The sequence below is a fragment of the Brucella pituitosa genome (assembly GCF_965577835.1).
Lineage (GTDB): Bacteria > Pseudomonadota > Alphaproteobacteria > Rhizobiales > Rhizobiaceae > Brucella > Brucella pituitosa.
Genome location: NZ_OZ264093.1, coordinates 556,193 through 572,932, shown reverse-complemented (window position 1 = coordinate 572,932; position 16,740 = coordinate 556,193). Strand labels below are relative to the sequence as shown.

Below are 16,740 nucleotides of genomic sequence, written 5' to 3'. Positions count from 1 at the left end.
AAGCTATCCCGCCAGCATTCGATAGATTGCGGGCAAAGCAATCGGCAATTTCGCGAGCTTCTCGACCATTGCAAAGCCGCCGTGGCCGAAGAGAGCAGGCAGATAAGCATTTGCCTCGCGGTCAACCGTCACGGCAAAAACGTTGACGCCTTTGGCACGCGCTTCATTTGCTGCCCGTCGGGTATCTTCCAGTGCAAAGCGCCCTTCATAATGATCGACATCATTCGGCTTGCCATCGGTTAGAAGCAGCAGAAGTTTCTTACGATTGTGCTGCTCGGTTAACTTTGCCGTGGCGTGACGCATGGCGGTACCCATACGCGTATAGAAACCCGGCTTGAGCGCTGCGATGCGATGCTCAACAGTCGGGCTGAAAGCCTCGTCGAAATCTTTCACCGTTTCAACACGCACCCATGAGCGTCGCCGCGACGTGAAGGTCAGGATCGAACAGTGGTCGCCACAAGCAGCAATGCCATTGGCCAGTACCAGAAGCGCTTCTTTCTCCACATCAAGCACGCGGCGATTATCCACCCATGCATCGGTTGAAAGCGAAACATCGACCAGAATCGTTACGGCCAGATCATTGGCCTGCGGGCGGCTCATCAGATGCACCCGTTCGCTGCCCTGCCCGCCAGCCGCAAAATCACAGCGTGAACGCACCACGGCATCGAGATCAAGATCGTTGCCATCAAGCTGCGCACGCATCATTTCGCGACCGGGCCGCAGGATTTCGAACTGACGCCGCACTCGCCGTACAAGACTTCGCGCTTCGTCATCCAGTGCCAGCGCCTCTTCACGCTCCTGCACCGGCGCTGCCAGAACACTACAATGATCTTGCAAATAACTCGCCTTGCGATAATCCCATTCTGGATAGGTAAGCTTGGCAGTCAGCAGGCTGCGATCAACCGCTTCCGGCGGCAGATCAAGATCGAAGCGAAAGCGGGCAGCAGGCCTGCCCTTGCGCTCGCCCAGTGTCAGATCATCGAGTTCATCGGCGGATTTTGCATTCTGCTCGTCACTGTCATCCGAAGGTCGGTCAACGCTGACCATCTCTGCCATGGCGAGAATTTTCTCGAAACGGTTGAGGATGAACGGGCTTCTGTCGGTAAGTTGTGCGTCCTGCTTCTCGCGCTGCGCTATCTGACGACCGGTTTCAGCACCTTCAGCCTGAGAGTTGCGGACGGGTTCGTCTTCCGCTGCGCGGGGTGCTGTTTCATCGCGCCGGATAAGCCCCGGCCAAAGCGGAACGGGAAGGATCGGCAGGTAGCCTGCGGGAGCACGATGTGGGAAAATGGCTGGAAGACTGAAATCCGGCAGACCCGCGCCGTCTTTCAGCATTGAAAGAATACGCTCTTCGACAAGCTGTTCGAGTTGATTGAGCCGTCTATTCGGTCGTGCTTCCAGTATCGCATCACAAAGCCGCGCATAGCGTTCTTCCAGCCCCGGAAACAATTCGCAGGCTTTTGCCGTCGTTTCCGCTGCCATATCGAGAGCCACGAGGTCGCGGCGTAACGGATCATCAGGCATGGCTTTCAGATCAGTTGGCATGATCGCCATATAGCCCGCAAGCCAGACATAGAGATCGTAATTCAGTGTGCGATCAGGAAAGAGCGCAATCTCCGGCGGCAACATCAATGTCGCTTCATCGCGCAGGGGGTGGTTCAGTTTTTCCTCGCCCAAAGCCATACGCTGCCGTAAGCCCAACCGATGCCCAGAGGTTCGGGCACGGGCTGGCGCAATCTGCACGGCGACATCGCCACCAAAACCGCGGAAGCAAATCGCAAGTCGCTGACGAATATCGGCAAGCTTTACGGCCTGATCGGGATATTGCGGCCATGATCCGGTCTTGCCGATAAGCCGATGCCAGGCACGGCCAACTGTTTCTTCAAGCTCCAGAAAATCCAGCATGATGTGCCTGCCTATTTCAACATTGCATCGGCGATTTCGAGCAGTGCCGCCTTTACATCCGGCTCATCGGTCAGCGGTTCGATCATCGCCGCACGCGCGGCCTCGCGCTGCGGCATACCAGCATCAATCAATGACGCGCAGTAGACCAGCAGACGTGTTGAAACACCTTCTTCCAGATCGTGGCCCTTAAGCCCGCGCAGACGATGGGCAAGTGCTACAAGCGGCGCCACTTTATGCGCGTCAAGGCCGCTTTCGGCACTCACCACCGCAATTTCCTGTTCTTTGGGTAAGAAATCGAACTCAATTGCTACAAAACGCTGACGCGTACTTGGCTTCAGGGATTTGAGCAGGTTTTGGTAACCCGGATTATAAGACACGACGAGCATGAAGCGATCCGGCGCTTCAAGCAGCTCGCCGGTACGCTCCAGTGGCAGAATGCGGCGGTCGTCGGTCAGCGGATGCAGGACCACGGCCACATCCTTGCGTGCTTCAACAATCTCGTCGAGATAACAGATGCCGCCTTCGCGCACGGCGCGGGTCAAAGGTCCATCAACCCAATGGGTGTCTCCACCTTTTAACAGATAACGTCCGGTCAGATCGGCAGCCGCCAGATCGTCATGACAGGAAACCGTCGAGAGCGGCAAGCCGAGCCTCGCTGCCATGTGGCTTACAAACCGTGTCTTTCCGCAGCCGGTCGGACCTTTAAGAAGCAGTGGCAACTTGCGCTTCCATGCCAGTTCAAACAGGGCGCATTCATTGCCGGATGGGCTGTAAGCGGGGATGGATGTATCAATTGTTTCTATATTCTTGAGAACGCTATTCATGGCCGTCTTCCTATTTGTTTAAGTGAAAAAGCCCCACCTTCTGGCAGGGCTTTTGCGTCGATTATTCAGCGGGCTGTACGAAGCCAGAGGTGCTCTCGCGGCGTTCCTTACCCGGAACCAGCACGGCCCAGATGAACATGAAAGCCGAGATCACCACCACGACGCCGGAGCCGAGACGTATCCAGTAGAAAAGTGCCAGCTGGTCCTGTACGACCATGAAGCTCTCGCCCAGAACACGCTGCAGATGGGTCTGCACCACGCCTGCAAAAGTGAGCGCAAAGGTCATGACGGACATCGCCGTGCACATGGCCCAAAAACTCACCATGGAGAGCATCTGATTGTAAGGCGCCCGTCCGCGCAGCTCAGGAATGGCATAGGCCATGACTGCGAGATTAAGCATGACATAAGCGCCGAAGAAGGCGAGGTGGCCGTGGGCGGCGGTAAGCTGTGTGCCGTGGGTGTAATAGTTGACCGAAGACAGCGTGTGCAGAAAGCCCCATACACCTGCACCAAAGAAAGCCATCACCGAGCAACCGATTGACCAGAGAAGGGCTGCACGGTTTGGATGTTTGCGACCAGCCTTCCATGTCATCACGAAAGTAAAGATGACCATGGTGAAGAAAGGAGCGACTTCCAGCGTCGAGAACAGCGAACCGATCCACTGCCAGTAGCCCGGCGCGCCGATCCAGTAATAGTGGTGACCTGTTCCGAGAATGCCGGAGAACAGCGCCAGACCGACAATGACGTAAAGCCATTTTTCGACAACTTCGCGGTCGATACCGTTGAGCTTGATCATCAGGAAGGCGAGGATCGACGCCATGATGAGTTCCCACACGCCTTCAACCCACAGATGGATGACATACCACCAGTAGAGCTTGTCGATGGCGAGATTGACCGGGTTATAGAAGGCAAAGAGGAAGAACAGAGACAGTCCCCACAGACCAAACAGCAGAATGTTGGTAACTGTCGTCTTCCGGCCCTTCAATGCCGTCATCGTGATGTTGAACATAAACGTGAGACAGACGACGAGAATACCAACCTTGATGATGAATGGCTGTTCGAGAAACTCGCGGCCTTCATGGATCTTGAAGAGATAGCCCACCACCGCAACACCTGCTGCGACAAAGAACATCCAGAACTGAATGACGGCAAGCTTGGTGCTATAGAGCTCAGTCTCTGTCTCTTCAGGCAGCAGATAATAGGTCGAGCCCATGAAGCCCATCAGCAGCCAGACCACCAGCGCATTGGTGTGGATCATACGAACGATGTTGAAGGGCAGAAGCTCGGAGAGCGTATTGGGCAGGACATAGATCGTCCCGGCCAGCACACCGAACGCGACCTGGGCTACGAACAGGACGAGTGCTCCGTAGAAATAGAGCATCGCAACCTTTTGGCTTTCATATTTCATATCATAAAACTCCGTTCATCCCGCGCCTTAGCCTGCCTCATTGGGCGGCCAGTCCTGCGTCTTGATGCGGCTGGTCCATTCCAGGAAGTCAGCCAGATCGTTGAGTTCCTGTTCGCTCAGGTTGAACTGCGGCATCTGACGACGCCCCTCAATTCCCGTAGGCTGCGCCTGCATCCAGGCTTTCATCGTCTCGCGTGCGCCTTCGGGATCATCTACACCGCCATAACGCTTCCAGACATTGCCGAGTTCAGGAGCAAAGTAAGCGCCCTCACCCAGCAGCGTGTGGCAGTTGATGCAGGAATTTTTCTCCCAGACGTGCTTGCCTCGCGCGACCCCTTCGGTGAGCGTCGATTCATCCGTGGATGTGGTTTTCATGTAGTAGTGGCTGTGCGCCGTCAGTCCCACGAAGATCGCGAAAAAGAAAATAGAACCGCCGTAGAAGACGTTTCGGGCGCCGGTCTTGGTTAGGCGTTCTGCCATCCCCTTCGTCCTTTCATTGGCCGAAGGCGGAGCCCCGGCATCAAATCCCCCGTCGATAGTGCGGCTGGTCAATCCCCTCGCCAGCATCACGGGACTGCATCCTTCTATCGGGCAGAGAAAAGACGTCTTTGCGTTTTGGCAAAGACCGGAGCATTTCCAGCAAAAGTGCGAAGCGGTTTTGCGTCGGATAATGCGTAAAAACAAAGACCGGAGCAGTTGTTCAGAGGAGGAGGCGCACTGCGACAGAACGCACCAGCGCCAGTGTGAGCAGAACGGCGGGCCACATCAGCAAGACAGGCTTCAATGCACCTTTGGTGCCGCGCATTTCCATGAAATCCAAAATGACGAACCAGCCTTTTGCAAAGGCAAGAATCAGCACAACAACAATTGCTGTAAGCATGTCGCCGCTGAAACCGGCGATCAGCGCACCACTCATTGCAAGTGCCAGCAAAATGAGAAGCGTGCGGTTGAGGGACGTGTGTTCGTCACTTTTCATTTGATAGCCTCACGCAAGATAAAGCACTGGGAACATCACCAGCCAGACGAGATCAATCGCGTGCCAGAGCGTTGTGATGAGCAGAACATTGGAAGCGGACGGTCGCCATGCGACGAGCGCCAGAATGATTGATCCGAACAGAACGTGCATGAGGTGAAAGCCGGTAAGGAGAAAGTAGAGTTCGAAAAACGCCCCCACAGCTTCATCGCCTACGAATTGGATTTCGTGCGAATATTCGACGAATTTGACGACCACGAAAGCAAGACCGAAAAATGCCGCTCCCAGGAGCGGGCGTCTTATCGCCTTTGCATTATGTCGTTGTCGCACAGCGATTGCGGCCTGCCAGCCGCTTATCAGCAGCACAACGGTGTTGGTTGCAGCCAGACCCGGGCTGAGATGCGCCCGCAACTGTACAACGCCTTCGGAATTGATGATCGACATCACCATGAAGGCGATCAGTAAAATCGCAAAAGTGACAAGCTCGCTCCAGACGAGAATCCAGAGCAGGAGGTTGTCCGCCGGTTCTTCATCTGAAATTGTTGCCGCGAAGGCAGTGTCTTCTGTTCCAAGCATGGATCTTGCCTAGCCCGCTCATCCCCCATCTTCTTTGCGTTGTGACAAAGAAAAATCATGTGCGCGGATGCATCGTTCCTTTTCAACGCAAGGAATGTTTCAATGACGGATGCACAGATCGGACTCATGGTTGCCACGCCTGCAATCATTGGCTTTTCACTGGTTCTTTATCGTATGGGGGCCTTGCAGGGTGCGGGCACGCTTTCAGCAGTTGCAGCATCTATCGTGATCGCTATCGTGCTGTTCTTTGGTCAATAGAGCACTTCCATTCTATGATGAATCATAGGAAATGCTCTATCTGATTGTTTTTATGCATGTCTTTATCCCAAAACCGGTTCCCACTTTTGGGAGACATGCTCTAGTTGCGAACAGGGATTGATCCAGAACAAGGCAGCTCTGTCAGAAAGCCATTACGACAGCTCCAGTTAAGACTGAAACGTTGGAACCCCTGTAACTATTTTTTGCGCATTATCCTACGCAAAACCGCTTCGCATTTTTTACTGGAAATACGGGAATTCGTTGTCTTGTTTGAGATGCATCAAAGCAGCATCGCATCGTCCAGATTAGAATAGCTCTCATGATGGCGCTGGCTGTCGTCATCATCTTTCGACAGTGACGGCCTTGGAAAACTATAATGTCAATCGAACCTGTTTCGGTAAATCCTGTCATCGACGTGCGCACCATTCCGCCCATCACGCGACATGCGACGATCTTTTCCATGATCGATGCGCTCGAGCCGGGCGATGCGCTGGAGATTGTCAACGATCACGATCCAGTGCCTTTGCGTCGCCAGCTCGAAGCCCGCAATCCCGGCGACTTTTCGTGGGTCTATAAAGAGACCGGCCCTATCTGGCGTGTCGAAATTGCACGACGCAAGCTCCATGGTTCAGACCATGAATGCACTTGCGGCAATCACTAACCTTTTTTCATGAAGGGTTGAGATGATCGGTGCCGCGCTTTCCCGCTGGACTTTGTCCTATTTTGCAGCCTCCCTCACCTTCCTCATAATCGGGGTTGGACTGATGGCAGGCGGCTTTGGCTATCCGTTCCACGGAATTCGGGCACCGGAAACTCTCATCCTCGTCCACATCATCGCTATCGGCTGGCTGGCATTGCTGATGAGCGGCGCGCTGCTGCAGTTTGTGCCTGTTCTGGTTGCAAAACCCCTTTGGGGAAGTTCCGCACAGCTGCCAGCACTTTTGTTGTTGCTCACCGGGCTGCTCGGACTGCTTTCAGGCTTCGCAGGCATGGCCGGGCTGCTCGACGATACGATCTGGCTGCTTCCCATATCTGGACTGCTTTTGATCGCAGGCTTTTCGCTGATCGTTCTGATGCTCGGAGTGACCATCTGGAAAGCACGACCTATATCGCTACCTACACGCTTTGTTGTCGTCGGCATCAGCTGCCTGCTGATCGTCGCCTGCCTCGGGGGGCTTTATACTTTCGTCCTTTCAGGCGTGACCAATCAGGTATTGGCCCTTGATATCAGCGGTTCGACCATATCCATCCATTTGGCGCTTGCACTTGGCGGCTGGATGACTTTCACCGCGATGGGCGTAAGCTACCGGTTGCTCACCATGTTCATGCTTTCGCCTGACAGCAACACGAAACGAACCAGACTTCTATGGTTGTTCGGCCTCGTCGCATTGATGATCCTTGGCCTCAGCATCGCAGTTTTTGCTTTCGGTATCGGTCAGCCGGAGATCGCATTATCCATCGCGCTTATTCCGGGCATCGCTTGCATTATTCTTTATGCTCTCGACGTGCGCGCTATCTATCGGCAGCGCAAACGCAAAGTCATTGAATTAAACAGCACTGCCAGTATTTCTGCATTTGCATCATTGCTGATTTCCATGGCACTCGCCCTGACAATGCTCTCAACTGGTATGACCGATCAGATGGTCTCTGCACTCATTTATCTCTTTGTCTTCGGCTGGCTTTCAGGCCTCAGCCTTGCACAGCTTTACAAGATCGTTCCGTTTCTCACCTGGCTCGAATGTTATGGCCCCGTTATGGGCCGCGTGCAGACACCGCGCGTTCAGGACATGGTGCGTGAGCACAATGCCCGCCACTGGTTCATCCTTTATTATGGGAGCGTCGGGTTTGGCACATTGGCACTGATTTTCAACTATCCAATCATTTTCAGACTGTCATCTGCACTCAGCCTCATCGCTATTCTAGCTTTGAGCATTCACTTTTTCCGCGCCCGGCGGCTTCTGGACGTACCGACCAGTTTGCGCCTGCCCAACGGCGTGACCCTACCCAACCTTATCCATGCCGGTACGCCCGTCTTCAGGAGGTCGAAATGACATTATCCATTCAGGAAATTGCTCATCGTGAGCTGGATGTGCGGCCCTTGCTTAAAAGCGGGGTGGAGCCGTTTCAGGCAATCATGGATGCCGCGGAAAATCTGCTGCCCGGCCAAAGCCTTTTGCTCATAACGCCGTTCAAGCCGGTTCCGCTCTTTGCGGTCATGGAACGCAAAGGCTTCCTTGCAGAGCCGCAGCCAATCGGCGAAGGCGACTGGCAAACGCTGTTTTCTCCGTCGCAGGAAACTGTGCTGGAAATACAGCTTTCCAACAATGTGAGTTCACCCGATATCTGGCCCGAACCTTCGCATTATCTCGATTGCTCAGACATGCAGCCACCAGAACCGATGGTTCATATTCTGGCAGAACTCGAACGCATGACAGGCGGTCAGGTCTTGTTCGCTCTGCTGCATCGCGAACCGCTCTTCCTGTTTCCGGAGCTTGAAAGACGCGGCCATGAATGGGTCGGCAATTTTGATGAAACCGGCAGCGCCTACCGCATCATGATCCGTGTTGGTGAAGCGTGAGGACAAATCCATGCAAAGCGAGAACGATGGCCAACTCGAATATGCCATTCTTGATGCGCTGCGGCTGATACTCGATCCGGAGCTGGGCGTTAATCTGGTTGATCTGGGCATGATCTACCACATTGAGATCGTGGGCAACGGAACGGTCAATGTGCAGATGACCACGACGACACCGGGCTGTCCTGCTGCCGGATTTCTCATTGAAGCCGTGCAAACATGCGTGGAAGCCGTTGACGGCGTCTCACGTGCCAATATTGAGCTGACATATGAACCTCCCTGGATGCCGGAGATGGCACTGCCGGAAGTTCAGTCTCGCTTCACGGGTCTCTCTTTATAATAAACATCGGCTCCGACCGCTTCACGAAAACCAGCGATTGAAATTTATCAATCGCTGGTTTTACTTCTGACAACACGCGTCGGCTGTAATCGTCCTTTGTGCTATCGCAAATAAGCGCTCGCAAATTTGGTTGACTGCATTCAACACATTGTAAATAAACGATAATTATTTTGTCGATTTATGATCTATGTTGATTGTGGTCAAGGAAGGAACCTGCCCGATCTCCTATACATACAACGACAGAGCAAAGAGCGCTCGGTCCTATCGTATAGGAGAGAATCGATGGCAGACCAGATGCAGATCAACCGCCGCACAATACTTGCAGGAGCAGCACTCGCGGGTGCGCTTGCGCCGGTGTTCGCAACAACATCCGCCTGGGGTAACGGCGCGATCCGGAAGGCCAGTGCAGCGGAAATTGCAGCACTTCCCCGGCAGAAAGTGGAGCTGGTGGACCCGCCATTCGTCCACGCTCACAGCCAGGTCGCAGAGGGTGGGCCGAAGGTTATCGAGTTTACGATGGTGATCGAAGAAAAGAAGATCGTCATCGATGATGCGGGGACTGAAGTTCATGCCATGGCTTTCAATGGCACGGTTCCCGGCCCGCTGATGGTGGTGCATCAGGATGACTATGTTGAGCTGACGCTCATCAATCCTGAAACCAACACGCTCATGCACAATATCGATTTCCATGCGGCAACCGGTGCATTGGGTGGCGGTGGGCTCACCGAGATCAACCCCGGTGAAAAGACGATCCTGCGTTTCAAGGCAACCAAGCCCGGCGTCTTCGTTTATCACTGCGCACCTCCCGGAATGGTGCCTTGGCACGTTGTCTCGGGTATGAATGGGGCGATCATGGTGTTGCCACGCGATGGACTGCACGACGGCAAGGGCAACAAGCTCTCATACGACAAGGTTTATTACGTCGGTGAGCAGGACTTCTATGTGCCGCGCGATGAGGCCGGTCAGTATAAGAAATACGACGCACCGGGCGATTCCTACGAGGACACCGTAAAGGTGATGCGTACCCTGACCCCGACACATGTTGTCTTTAACGGTGCGGTGGGTGCATTGACCGGCGACAAGGCAATGACCGCCAAGGTTGGCGAGAAGGTGCTGATCGTTCACTCGCAGGCCAATCGCGATACCAGACCGCATCTTATCGGCGGGCATGGCGACTATGTCTGGTCAACCGGCAAGTTCAACACGCCGCCAGATCTCGATCAGGAAACATGGTTCATTCCGGGCGGTGCAGCCGCAGCAGCCTTCTACACGTTCCAGCAACCGGGCATCTATGCCTATGTGAACCACAATCTGATCGAAGCCTTTGAACTGGGTGCGGCTGCGCACTTCAAAGTCACCGGCGAATGGAATGACGATCTGATGACCTCGGTTCTGGCACCGTCGGGCATGTAACAAAGAGATCGCGCCTTCCCCAAGCGGAAGGCGCGTTCTCCCGAACTGAAACTTCTTTGGTGATTATCGAATGAGGAAAGGCTCGGGGCCGTATCTGTAAAAAGACACGGCTCCCTGATACCGAATGACCAAAGGTAACAAGAAAAAGCACCTGCGCGATTTGGCCGTAGCTGTGCCCGCCGTTCTGCTGGCAGTGGTGGCTGGTCTGTTTGTAGTCGATGCTGCAGGGCGAGTGGACCGCACGTCTCAGGATACAAAATTTGAGCGCCCACAGACTGTTATCGTCGCTCCACGCAGCATGACCTATCGCGCCGATGGTGACTTTCAGAAAAACAACTATCCGGTGGATGCGCCACTGACGACGCGTAAACTCGCGCGGTCTTTTGAGATCATGAAATATCAGGTCAGCGCATCCGATTATGAGCGCTGCATTGCCGATGGCGGTTGCCAGCCAGCTGAGGCGCTGCCGCATAATCGAGACGGATTAAGCGTGGACGCACCAATTGTCGGTGTGAGCTACGATGACGCCGAAAACTATGCAAAATGGCTGTCGCAAAAGACCGGTGAAGTCTGGCATCTGCCAACCGACGAGCAATGGGCTTTTGCTGCCGGTTCCCGCTTTACCGATAACGCTCTTGGCATTGAGGATGATGATGCTACCAATCCTGCTTTAAGATGGCTCAAAGACTACGAACAGCAAAGCGCGCGCAAGCTCGAACGCAGCCCTGAAGTCCGTTCTGCGGGGGCATTTGGTGAAAACGAACTTGGCATTGCGGATGTTGCCGGTAATGTCTGGGAATGGACGCAGACCTGCCATCGTCGTGTGAATATCGATGCCTATGGCAAGGTCGTTGCGGAAACACCAGTCTGCGGTGTTTACGTGGTCAATGGCAAGCATCGCGCCGCCATGAGCTCTTTCATCCGCAACCCCAAGACAGGCGGCTGCAGCGTGGGTGTACCGCCCGACAATCTGGGCTTTCGTCTGGTTCGTGACGGTCGCTGGTATGCGGCCGTTCTGAAACGGCTGAAAGAATTCTCAATATGATGGTTTATGCCTGAATGCCCTATTTTATGCCCCCGAGACTATCCCTTCTTCCTCTTGCTGTGCTAAAGCGACGATGGGGATTTTTAGTAGGGGATGCGTGATGGCCACGATAGATCGCGGGCTTGTCAGAAAACTATCGTTATTCGCTAAAATGAGCGATGACGAGCTGGACAAGCTTGTATCTTACGCCTCAACGCGGCGTGTCATTGCTGGCGAAACCATTTTTGAGCAGGGCGACGATGCCGTCCTGTTCTTTTTGCTGCTTCACGGTCGCCTCAAGGTCAATCAGGTAACACCGGACGGACAGCAGATCATTGTTCGCATGGTTCATCCCGGCGATCTGTTCGGCTTCGCTAAGGCTTTGCAACGCAGCGACTATCCCGGCACTGCAATGGCCGTTGCCGAAAGCATTGTTCTGGCCTGGCCGACGGAGCTTTGGGACTATTTCGTTGAGCAGAATCCCGGCCTCGCCATGAATGCGATCCAGACCATCGGCAAGCGGCTTGAAGAAGCGCACACCCGCATTCGCGAAATGTCGACCGAGGAAGTTGAACGCCGCGTTGCACATGCTGTTCTCCGTCTTGCCCGGCAAGCGGGTAAGAAGGAAGACGACGGCATCCGCATCGATTTTCCGATCACCCGTCAGGACATTGCCGAAATGACCGGAACAACCCTTCACACGGTTTCGCGTATTCTCAGCAGCTGGGAGACAAAAGGGTTCGTTCGCGGCGGACGTCAAAAACTCACGGTTATCAATATGTCCGGCATCAAACGGCTTGCGGACGGCGATTCTTAAGGCACGATGTCCGTTTTGGCTGTTCGTATGCTTTGTTCTTCAGGCTTCATAAAAAACGCCCTGTCGCCGCCGACTTCAAACATCAAGCTCCGTTCAATCGCCGCAACGTAATCCGGCGATGACGCAATCTTTGCGATTAGGTTCCCACCTCTCCCGGAAAATTCATTTTGTACGGCAATTATATTGATGGTCGCTGCGGACGGTCGGATAGTATCAACGATGTCCCCAGCCGATATGTTGACTATTCTTCTGTTAGAGCCCCAGGAAGCAGCTTTCAGCTCGGCTAAAGCCGCATCTATCGAAAGCGAAAACGACCTTCTTTCACGAAGAAGGTCAGTTTCAGAACGATCATAACCATAAAGCGCAATTGTTCTGGCGGCTGCATCGGCATCCGCTTCACTGCAAATTTGCGACCATGGCAAGACAACCTCTTCCCTTTGCACCTCAGACCATTCGCGATAGGTGACTGCCACACACTGGTTCGGACCGCTGGTCATGACATTGTGCAAGGAACGCAATGCCGTAACATGTCCAGCACGCACCATCTGCACAGTGTCAGAATCCGGCAGGGATGATCGATCGACGGCAAAGACAATTGCAGCATCGACACGATCCGAGTGCCCCGGCTGATCTGCCACGGCTCGTCCGCTCCAAAACAATAACGATCCAAGCAGCATTGCAGCACCTGAGATCAGAACTTTACGAAACATGGTTGCCGCCCCAATCACCATCACCGACGACCCGTCAGCGGATTGAGCGGGACCATAATCCCCTGATGCGACTGCTAAAATACGGCATGTGCCGTATTTCATCCCGTCAGGTCGATTGATAGCTTTCGATCAAGAACAAAAACGTTTCCACTTTTGAGAGACATGTTCCGGCTTGAATAACGGCTCTGGCAGTTAGGGTGGCTACGCCAGCGCCGCAAATAGAATGATTATGCGGAGGGCAATCCGAGGCGCACGGCATAGGCTGTCAGTTCAACGCTGCTGTGTAGGTTGAGTTTACGCATAAGGTTTTCGCGGTGCTTGCGGGCGGTGAAAACACTTATCCCAAGCCGATCTGCAATTTCTTTTGTTTTAGCGCCTTGCGGGATGAGCGCCAGAAATTGCAGCTCTCGTCTGGTGAGAGGAACGGGGGACAGGATACCGATATTGGGTTCCGGCTCATGACCGTTCGGTCGATTGAGTGCGGTGGCTTGACGTGCGGCACCGCCACTGTTTCCGTTCTGAAGATTGGTAACCGTAGTCAGCAGTTCACTCGGATCGCCATCTTTGGTGAGATAGGCATCGGCACCTGAGGCAAGCGCTGCCCTGATGGACCGAGACTCGCTGTTAGCCGACAGAATGACGATCTTCAGTTTCGGATAAGTAGTCCGCAATTGCTCAATAAATTGGAAACTATGAAACCCCGGCATTCCAAGATCAAGCAAGACCATATCACAAGGTGTTTGCATCAGAACAGCCAATAATGAAGAACAATCTCCGACTTCTCCAACCACAACTGTTTCGCTTATAGTCGAAAGAAGCAGTTTAAGTCCTTCGCGGACGATACTGTGATCGTCAGCCAAGATAATCCGGTAATTTACCCTCATCGAAAAGATGCCCCTCAAAACCACAAGCGAATACAGGATAGCATTATGGTCGCATTAGCGCTCTCTGAAAAAGACGAAAAATCTGCGAGCGTTAATCCTGCCGATGAAGCGCGCATCAGGCAAGCGCTCGTCAATATCCTTTACAATCATTCGGCCGGGGTGCTGCTGACCAATATCTTCGTACCGATCCCCTCGCTTCTGATCTTCTGGGGCAAAGTCCCCAATGCATGGCTCATTGCATGGTGCCTTTCGGTTTATCTGCTGACAATTACCCGTGTCATTGTCACACGCGCCTTTTTTCGCCGTCCCAAAACGTCGGGCTCCTATTCAAAATGGGCATGGACCGCTGCCGGATTTTCCTGGTTATCAGGCATGAACTGGGGCTTGCTGGGATTGATCGGCTTCATGTCGAACGAGCCGCATCTGCTGGCCTTTGCGATGATCGTCATGACAGGGCTGACATGCGGGTCAGTTCCCACCTCGTCTGCATTTCTGCCGGTCCTTGTCGGTTCGCTGTTTACCACAGTGCTGCCGAGCACAATCTATTGCCTTCTGGCGGAAGGCGAAGTCTACAATGCCTATCTTTTCCTCGTCGCCTGCCTTGTCATCATCAACCTGCATCACGGTCGTGTAACCCACCGGGATCTGGCTGAAACGATCCGGTTACGGTTTGAAAACGAGACGCTTGTCGATCAGCTCAAGAGCGAGCGAGACAGAGTGGCGGCGGCAGATCGTGCCAAAACACGCTTTCTGGCAGCAGCCAGCCATGATTTACGCCAGCCCGTCCATGCGCTCGGCCTTTTCAATTCGACACTGGCGGCACTTGCGAGCAGAGGAAATGTCAACGCAACAGACGCAGGCAATATTGCCGGAAAGATCAAAAAAGTCGTTGCCAATCTCAGCTATCTGCTCAATGCGCTGCTCGATGTTTCGCGTCTCGACGCGCAGATCGTAACGCCCAACCGGGATGTCATTTCAATCAACGACCTGTTCGACAACCTTCGCAACGAGTTCGCAGGCCTTGCTGAAAGTAAGGGCCTGGAATGGAGGATGGTGAAATGCGCCTATCATACGGACAGCGATCCGATGATGCTGCGGCAGATATTGGCCAATCTGATCACCAACGCCATTCGCTATACCGAAAGCGGACGGATCCTTTTCGGGTGTCGCCGCAGAGGCGATGGTATCGAGATACAGGTATTTGATACCGGCGTGGGAATTTCGGCAAACCAACAGGTCACGGTTTTCGAAGAGTTCGTGCAGCTTCACAATCCTGAGCGGGATCGCGACAAGGGCTTAGGTCTTGGCTTGTCCATCGTGAAACGAACAGCAGAGCTGCTCGGTCATCCGGTTCGACTGGTGTCACAGCCGGGCAAGGGATCAATGTTTTCGGTCATGGTTCCGCTCGTCGCCGACCAGCGCCGATCTGAAAAAACTGTACAGACCCTGCCTCAAACCGGCGGAAACATATTCATCGTCGATGATGAGAGCACCGTATTGGATGCCCTGTCCGGTCTCGTGGATGTCTGGGGATATCAGGCCTATGCAGGACGCAATGCGGATGAAACATTTGTCGCCTGGCAAACTGACGAGGCCGCCATACACTCGCCCGCGGATCTCATTATCGTTGACTATCGCCTTGAAGGCGGGATGACCGGAACAGAAGCAGCCAGTAAATTGTTCAGGCATCTTGGGCGTAAGCTGCCAGTGATTATCCTCACCGGCGACACATCGCCCGAACGGCTGCGCGAAGCCTCCGCAAGCGGATACATGCTGCTTCACAAACCCATCGATCCAAATGAGCTGCTGCAGGCTATCCAGAAGCCGTCGCAGACCCCGATCCTGACCGCTGAAAGAAAAATTCCAAACCCGGCTTGAAACTGAAATCTCGCTTACTAACTGTTGGAGAGTGGACCGGGCCCCTCTGGCGGTTTTTTCAAACCGTGATGTCGGACCACTTCGAGCGCGCTCGAGGTCAGCCCGGAAATTCCCAGCCGACCTTGTGATATTTTGAACAGAGGTCGGATATGGAACTCTTTGCATCACTTTTTATGGGAACACCGGTCTGGATGTGGCTGGTGTTTATCGGCATTGTTCTGGCTTTGCTGGTGCTTGATCTTGGCGTCTTCAACAAGGAAGACCATGAGATCGGAATCGCTGAAAGCCTGAAAATGTCGGCTTTCTACATCACACTCGGACTGGCTTTTTCCGGCTTCGTCTGGTGGCAGTTAAGCAGCGAGGCGACGGCGCAGTATCTTACCGCCTTCGTGGTCGAAAAGACGCTGGCGCTCGACAATATCTTTGTCATCGCGCTGATTTTCAGCTTCTTCGCTATCCCGCGAAAATACCAGCATCGTGTCCTTTTCTGGGGCATTCTCGGTGTCATCGTTCTGCGTGGCATCATGATCGGCCTTGGCGCCACAATCGTCGCTAACTATCACTGGGTTCTCTATCTCTTCGCAGTGTTCCTCATCATCACCGGCATCAAGATGCTGTTTTCACGTGAAGATGACGAGCCGGATATGAGCCGCAATCCGCTGCTGCGCTTTGCCCGCAAACACATGCGCGTCACGGATGAGCTGCGCGGCAATGCTTTCTTCGTGCGATTGAAAGACAGCGCAACCGGCAAGATGGTACGTTTCGCAACGCCGTTGTTTCTGGCGCTCATCATGATCGAAGTTGCGGATCTGATCTTTGCGGTCGACTCTGTCCCGGCAGTGTTCACCATCACCACCGATCCCTTCATCGTTTACACGTCGAATATCTTTGCAATTCTTGGTCTCAGAGCGCTGTTCTTTGCGCTATCGGCCATCTTGCATCGCTTTGCCTATCTTAAATATGCGCTGTCGATCCTACTGATCTTCATCGGCTCGAAGATGTTCATTGCCGATCTTATGGGTTGGGAAAAGTTCCCGCCTGCATGGTCGCTGGGCATTACCTTCGCAATCCTTGGCACAGGCGTTATCGTCTCGCTTGTGAAAACCAAGGATGCGGAGAAGCCGGTGAGCCATTATCAGTCGTAAAGAATTTGCC

At 53.8% G+C, this 16,740-nt stretch carries 18 protein-coding genes; 10 read left to right on the top strand and 8 right to left on the bottom strand.

Going from position 1 to position 16,740, the window contains the following annotated elements:
* Positions 1 to 3 precede the first annotated feature (3 nt).
* The 6 genes from ACSME1_RS13950 to ACSME1_RS13925 form a co-directional block, all read right to left on the bottom strand.
* Positions 4 to 1,905, bottom strand: a complete 1,902-nt coding sequence (locus ACSME1_RS13950) for a nitric oxide reductase activation protein NorD (RefSeq protein WP_024895619.1) — start codon at positions 1,903 to 1,905, stop codon at positions 4 to 6.
* 11 nt (positions 1,906 to 1,916) lie between these two features.
* Positions 1,917 to 2,729, bottom strand: a complete 813-nt coding sequence (locus ACSME1_RS13945) for a CbbQ/NirQ/NorQ/GpvN family protein (RefSeq protein ID WP_024895620.1) — start codon at positions 2,727 to 2,729, stop codon at positions 1,917 to 1,919.
* Between the two features lie 61 nt (positions 2,730 to 2,790).
* Entirely contained in the window at positions 2,791 to 4,137 is a 1,347-nt protein-coding gene (locus tag ACSME1_RS13940) for a nitric-oxide reductase large subunit (RefSeq protein ID WP_024895621.1), read from the bottom strand.
* A gap of 27 nt (positions 4,138 to 4,164) precedes the next feature.
* Positions 4,165 to 4,617 carry a c-type cytochrome gene (locus tag ACSME1_RS13935; protein ID WP_024895622.1) on the bottom strand — a complete coding sequence of 151 codons (453 nt, stop codon included), beginning with the start codon at positions 4,615 to 4,617 and terminating at the stop codon, positions 4,165 to 4,167.
* Positions 4,618 to 4,837: 220 nt separating this feature from the next.
* Positions 4,838 to 5,113, bottom strand: coding sequence for a cytochrome C oxidase subunit IV family protein (locus ACSME1_RS13930; protein WP_024895623.1), 276 nt, complete (start codon positions 5,111 to 5,113; stop codon positions 4,838 to 4,840).
* 9 nt (positions 5,114 to 5,122) lie between these two features.
* Positions 5,123 to 5,686, bottom strand: a complete 564-nt coding sequence (locus ACSME1_RS13925; protein ID WP_024895624.1) for a cytochrome c oxidase subunit 3 — start codon at positions 5,684 to 5,686, stop codon at positions 5,123 to 5,125.
* 102 nt (positions 5,687 to 5,788) lie between these two features.
* On the opposite strand from ACSME1_RS13925, the gene ACSME1_RS13920 reads away from it, so the two are divergent.
* From ACSME1_RS13920 to ACSME1_RS13885, 8 genes are all read left to right on the top strand, one after another.
* Positions 5,789 to 5,944, top strand: coding sequence for a hypothetical protein (locus ACSME1_RS13920; protein WP_007877560.1), 156 nt, complete (start codon positions 5,789 to 5,791; stop codon positions 5,942 to 5,944).
* A gap of 376 nt (positions 5,945 to 6,320) precedes the next feature.
* A complete protein-coding gene (locus ACSME1_RS13915) occupies positions 6,321 to 6,605 on the top strand; it encodes a DUF2249 domain-containing protein (protein WP_024895625.1) in 285 nt (94 codons plus the stop codon).
* Positions 6,606 to 6,627: 22 nt separating this feature from the next.
* Positions 6,628 to 7,995: a hypothetical protein gene (locus ACSME1_RS13910; RefSeq protein WP_024895626.1), complete on the top strand. Its 1,368-nt coding sequence runs from the start codon at positions 6,628 to 6,630 to the stop codon at positions 7,993 to 7,995.
* Positions 7,992 to 8,522 (top strand): DUF2249 domain-containing protein, encoded by a 531-nt coding sequence (locus ACSME1_RS13905; RefSeq protein WP_024895627.1) that lies wholly within the window; start codon positions 7,992 to 7,994, stop codon positions 8,520 to 8,522. The genes ACSME1_RS13910 and ACSME1_RS13905 overlap by 4 nt, the downstream gene beginning before the upstream one ends.
* 10 nt (positions 8,523 to 8,532) lie before the next feature.
* On the top strand, positions 8,533 to 8,859 hold the full coding sequence (locus tag ACSME1_RS13900; protein WP_024895628.1) for a metal-sulfur cluster assembly factor: 327 nt from the start codon (positions 8,533 to 8,535) through the stop codon (positions 8,857 to 8,859).
* A gap of 282 nt (positions 8,860 to 9,141) precedes the next feature.
* Positions 9,142 to 10,272, top strand: a complete 1,131-nt coding sequence (nirK, locus tag ACSME1_RS13895) for a copper-containing nitrite reductase (RefSeq protein WP_024895629.1) — start codon at positions 9,142 to 9,144, stop codon at positions 10,270 to 10,272.
* 124 nt (positions 10,273 to 10,396) lie between these two features.
* Positions 10,397 to 11,317, top strand: a complete 921-nt coding sequence (locus ACSME1_RS13890) for an SUMF1/EgtB/PvdO family nonheme iron enzyme (protein ID WP_036566497.1) — start codon at positions 10,397 to 10,399, stop codon at positions 11,315 to 11,317.
* A gap of 100 nt (positions 11,318 to 11,417) precedes the next feature.
* Complete coding sequence (locus tag ACSME1_RS13885; protein WP_024895631.1) at positions 11,418 to 12,113, top strand: Crp/Fnr family transcriptional regulator; 696 nt, start codon at positions 11,418 to 11,420, stop codon at positions 12,111 to 12,113.
* Here ACSME1_RS13885 and ACSME1_RS13880 read toward each other — a convergent pair.
* Positions 12,110 to 12,823, bottom strand: coding sequence for a DUF1194 domain-containing protein (locus ACSME1_RS13880; protein WP_024895632.1), 714 nt, complete (start codon positions 12,821 to 12,823; stop codon positions 12,110 to 12,112). The genes ACSME1_RS13885 and ACSME1_RS13880 overlap by 4 nt on opposite strands.
* 227 nt (positions 12,824 to 13,050) lie before the next feature.
* The gene (locus ACSME1_RS13875; protein ID WP_244430427.1) at positions 13,051 to 13,683 is read right to left on the bottom strand and encodes a response regulator; all 633 of its coding nucleotides are present in this window, start codon (positions 13,681 to 13,683) and stop codon (positions 13,051 to 13,053) included.
* Positions 13,684 to 13,752: 69 nt separating this feature from the next.
* Between ACSME1_RS13875 and ACSME1_RS13870 the strand changes: the two genes are divergently transcribed.
* Positions 13,753 to 15,585, top strand: coding sequence for an ATP-binding response regulator (locus tag ACSME1_RS13870; RefSeq protein ID WP_435655410.1), 1,833 nt, complete (start codon positions 13,753 to 13,755; stop codon positions 15,583 to 15,585).
* Between the two features lie 149 nt (positions 15,586 to 15,734).
* A complete protein-coding gene (locus tag ACSME1_RS13865) occupies positions 15,735 to 16,730 on the top strand; it encodes a TerC family protein (protein WP_435655409.1) in 996 nt (331 codons plus the stop codon).
* The last annotated feature ends 10 nt before the right edge of the window (positions 16,731 to 16,740 follow it).

Coding starts and splice junctions, on each gene's coding strand:
- ACSME1_RS13900 (WP_024895628.1), top strand. CDS start 8,533: ATGCAAAGCGAGAACGATGGCCAACTCGAATATGCCATTCTTGATGCG.
- ACSME1_RS13920 (WP_007877560.1), top strand. CDS start 5,789: ATGACGGATGCACAGATCGGACTCATGGTTGCCACGCCTGCAATCATT.
- ACSME1_RS13950 (WP_024895619.1), bottom strand. CDS start 1,905: ATGCTGGATTTTCTGGAGCTTGAAGAAACAGTTGGCCGTGCCTGGCAT.
- ACSME1_RS13870 (WP_435655410.1), top strand. CDS start 13,753: ATGGTCGCATTAGCGCTCTCTGAAAAAGACGAAAAATCTGCGAGCGTT.
- ACSME1_RS13880 (WP_024895632.1), bottom strand. CDS start 12,823: ATGTTTCGTAAAGTTCTGATCTCAGGTGCTGCAATGCTGCTTGGATCG.
- nirK (WP_024895629.1), top strand. CDS start 9,142: ATGGCAGACCAGATGCAGATCAACCGCCGCACAATACTTGCAGGAGCA.
- ACSME1_RS13915 (WP_024895625.1), top strand. CDS start 6,321: ATGTCAATCGAACCTGTTTCGGTAAATCCTGTCATCGACGTGCGCACC.
- ACSME1_RS13865 (WP_435655409.1), top strand. CDS start 15,735: ATGGAACTCTTTGCATCACTTTTTATGGGAACACCGGTCTGGATGTGG.
- ACSME1_RS13940 (WP_024895621.1), bottom strand. CDS start 4,137: ATGAAATATGAAAGCCAAAAGGTTGCGATGCTCTATTTCTACGGAGCA.
- ACSME1_RS13925 (WP_024895624.1), bottom strand. CDS start 5,686: ATGCTTGGAACAGAAGACACTGCCTTCGCGGCAACAATTTCAGATGAA.
- ACSME1_RS13885 (WP_024895631.1), top strand. CDS start 11,418: ATGGCCACGATAGATCGCGGGCTTGTCAGAAAACTATCGTTATTCGCT.
- ACSME1_RS13945 (WP_024895620.1), bottom strand. CDS start 2,729: ATGAATAGCGTTCTCAAGAATATAGAAACAATTGATACATCCATCCCC.
- ACSME1_RS13930 (WP_024895623.1), bottom strand. CDS start 5,113: ATGAAAAGTGACGAACACACGTCCCTCAACCGCACGCTTCTCATTTTG.
- ACSME1_RS13890 (WP_036566497.1), top strand. CDS start 10,397: ATGACCAAAGGTAACAAGAAAAAGCACCTGCGCGATTTGGCCGTAGCT.
- ACSME1_RS13910 (WP_024895626.1), top strand. CDS start 6,628: ATGATCGGTGCCGCGCTTTCCCGCTGGACTTTGTCCTATTTTGCAGCC.
- ACSME1_RS13935 (WP_024895622.1), bottom strand. CDS start 4,617: ATGGCAGAACGCCTAACCAAGACCGGCGCCCGAAACGTCTTCTACGGC.
- ACSME1_RS13905 (WP_024895627.1), top strand. CDS start 7,992: ATGACATTATCCATTCAGGAAATTGCTCATCGTGAGCTGGATGTGCGG.